The sequence below is a fragment of the Streptomyces sp. NPDC005574 genome, from assembly GCF_040605435.1.
Lineage (GTDB): Bacteria > Actinomycetota > Actinomycetes > Streptomycetales > Streptomycetaceae > Streptomyces.
In genome coordinates, this window is record NZ_JBEXCW010000252.1 from 1 (window position 1) to 2,538 (window position 2,538).

General features: G+C 69.8%; 3 protein-coding genes. All 3 read right to left on the reverse strand.

Going from position 1 to position 2,538, the window contains the following annotated elements; translation table 11 throughout:
* Positions 1-81: 81 nt before the first annotated feature.
* Genes ABZT03_RS43740 through ABZT03_RS43750 form a run of 3 tightly spaced genes read right to left on the reverse strand, consistent with a single transcriptional unit; the run spans position 82 to position 1,780 of the window.
* Positions 82-420, reverse strand: coding sequence for a glycosyltransferase family A protein (locus ABZT03_RS43740; protein ID WP_356049826.1), 339 nt, complete (start codon positions 418-420; stop codon positions 82-84).
* Positions 417-1,157: a hypothetical protein gene (locus ABZT03_RS43745; protein ID WP_356049828.1), complete on the reverse strand. Its 741-nt coding sequence runs from the start codon at positions 1,155-1,157 to the stop codon at positions 417-419. The genes ABZT03_RS43740 and ABZT03_RS43745 overlap by 4 nt, the downstream gene beginning before the upstream one ends.
* A complete protein-coding gene (locus ABZT03_RS43750) occupies positions 1,154-1,780 on the reverse strand; it encodes a 2OG-Fe(II) oxygenase (RefSeq protein WP_356049830.1) in 627 nt (208 codons plus the stop codon). The genes ABZT03_RS43745 and ABZT03_RS43750 overlap by 4 nt, the downstream gene beginning before the upstream one ends.
* Positions 1,781-2,538 lie beyond the last annotated feature (758 nt).

Consider the following 2,538-nt stretch of genomic DNA (forward strand, 5'->3'; position numbering starts at 1 on the left):
AAACGGGCCGGATACGGCCGCGCCAACTTCGACCTCCTGCGCCTGCGGATCCTGCACCGAACCTGACCCCCGATCACAAGATCAGCGACAGAGCCGAATTACGTGACGCTGATCATGGTGATCGTGGGGAATTGCGCGACCGCTGACAACGTTGCGGGCCGCAGCGACGCCGCTGCGCCGGATGCGGCGCACGACGACGCCGCAGGCCCGCCACTTCGCCCGTTCCAGTAGGACGCAGCTGCCATCTGTGCCGCCGTCATCGACGACGATCGTCTCGTCCGGGAAGACGGATCCGGCGTATACCGACTCGAGGGTCGCGTGCAGCTCGGCGCCCTCGTCCAGCGTCGAGACGACTAACGACACCGTCGACGCCCGTGCGCCGTGCGGCGCCTGCCCGGGCGGGAATGCCGTACGGCTCATGTCAGCGGCGGCCCGGGAGTGCCGGGCGGGACGCCCCCGGGCGGCAGCGTGGCGACGAGGTCCATCAGGCCCGGGAGGAGGGCCGCGTGCCTGAGCGAGTCCTGCAAATAGGCCGTGAGCCCGGCGATGAGTGCGAAGTGGTAGGTACCCAGCCGGTCGAGCTCCCCACCGTCCAGGTCCAGCGCCAGGAGGTCGCCGACCCGTAGTGCCGTCAGGCCTAGCGCGTCGAGGACCTTTTGTGGCGGGGCGGCGAACTCCAGGTAGTCGGCGAAGTCGGTGGACGACCGGAAGTCCGCCTCGGCGAAGCCGGCGCGTTCGAGGGCGCGCTCGAGTGCCCGGTCGCCCTGGCGTACCAGGTAGCCGGCCGAAGGGACGTCCACCTCGCGCAGGTGCTCGAGCAGTTGTTTCGTCAGGGCGCCGACGAGACCGACGTTGGTGGCGTTCCTCCGGTTGGTCAGGACCGGGGTGAGATGGGCCCGGCCCTCGGTTCCGATCATGGCGATGCCCACTGCCTCGATCGTCTGCGACCCGATGCCCTTAGACGGCCACGGACGCTCCGTCACTGCCAGCGCCAGGACGAGACCGTGCCCGGACAGCAGTGGCTCCAGTACCTCGGTGAAGAGGTACGGGTAGCCGTTGCGGCGGCAGAACGCCGCGAGCGCGGTCCGCGTCTCGAGGTCGGTGTCGCGGGACACCCCCATCCGGACCGACTCGTTGGCGGAGGAGTGATAGGTCATCGCGGGCCTCCGAGAGCGGGGGAGCTGGCACTGGACATCCAACCGGCGACTGCGTACCGCGTGCCGTCTAGCACGGTCGCCACCTCGTGCATCAGACAGGAGCGGAACAGCAGAAGCATCCCCGGTTCGGGCACGACGACCACCCGGCGGTCGCGCAGGCGGGGATCGGTCTCGTAGACGGTGAGCGCGCCACCGTCGAACGTCGGCAGGGCCCCGGTGACGCGGCGGCCGTTAAGGTACAGCAGCAGCGACCAGCGGTGGGCGGCGAGCCGCGGCGGATCGTCCTTGTGGTTGGCGACATCGCGGTGCGCGCGGAAGTAGCTGCCCTTCTCGTACGACATGAAGTACGGGCCGTAGAGAAAGTCCGCGTCCGAGTCGAACGCCGCACGGTGGTCGTCGAAGTAGGACGCCATGCGCTCGCCGATGCGCCGCTTGTGGTCCTCGGGGAAGTGGTGGTCGAAGCAGAGGCGCAGCGAGGGGTCGAGGACCGATTCGCCGGCGCGGACCACCTGGGCCGGCTCGCGGGGTGACTCGTCCATGGCCCGGATGACAGCGGCACACTCGTCGGCCGAGAGGAAGCCCGGGACCGACGCCACGTTCTGCGTCTTGAACTGGGGTCGCATGAGTACTGACGCCTCCCGATGCGGTACGTCGCGTGGGGTGCGTCCAGACTCCTGCAAGCGGTCTCGGCCTGGGGGGACCGGCACGCCGGACTAGCCCGCGCGGCGGAATGACGGGCGGGCCGGATGTGGTCCCACTCCGTCCGGCTCTGCTGTCCCCCTGCTGGATGATCTCGGCGTCGTGGTGCTGGCGGAAGCGGGCTTCGTCCCGGGCATCCGGCTCGGCCATTTCGTTGCTGTGGGCGGCTACCGAGCGGGCGAGGCGGCCGACGCGCTAGTCCTCGAGTTCCTCGCCCCGCAGGGCGGTCATCTGGGCCTGAGCAGCCTGCACGGCTGCGGCCGCGAGCGCCCCGGCCCTTTGGGGCCCTTCGGTTGCGCAACCAAGTCTCAAGCCCCGGACGCCCATGCGCCGGATCGCGGCCGGAGCCTAGTAGGCGGTCAGCAGGACGGGGGCCCTTCTTCGTCAGGTCCAGGGCCCGCTCCAGCGCGGGGAAGAACTCCAGGTTGCGGTCGACGCCCCTTCGCGCCTCATCCACGCCGGAAGCGAACAGGGCTGCGCGCTGAACAGATCGGTGCGCACAACGTGTGTCGGAACTGCGCACCGAGGAGTTCAGTGCGCAGGTCAGTCTCCCTGATCCCTTCGGGTGCGCCTTGCCGGCGTGAAAACATGGCTGCGGCGCCTGCCCGCCGACGCCGGTAGCTCGTTGGGACGTTGAGCCCGTAGGTCAGTCTGGTGCCGGGGCCGCAGAGGGGCCACGCAC

Bases quoted from the DNA above. Each gene is read 5' to 3' on its own strand.
- ABZT03_RS43740 (WP_356049826.1), bottom strand. From the start codon at position 420: ATGAGCCGTACGGCATTCCCGCCCGGGCAGGCGCCGCACGGCGCACGG.
- ABZT03_RS43745 (WP_356049828.1), bottom strand. From the start codon at position 1,157: ATGACCTATCACTCCTCCGCCAACGAGTCGGTCCGGATGGGGGTGTCC.
- ABZT03_RS43750 (WP_356049830.1), bottom strand. From the start codon at position 1,780: ATGCGACCCCAGTTCAAGACGCAGAACGTGGCGTCGGTCCCGGGCTTC.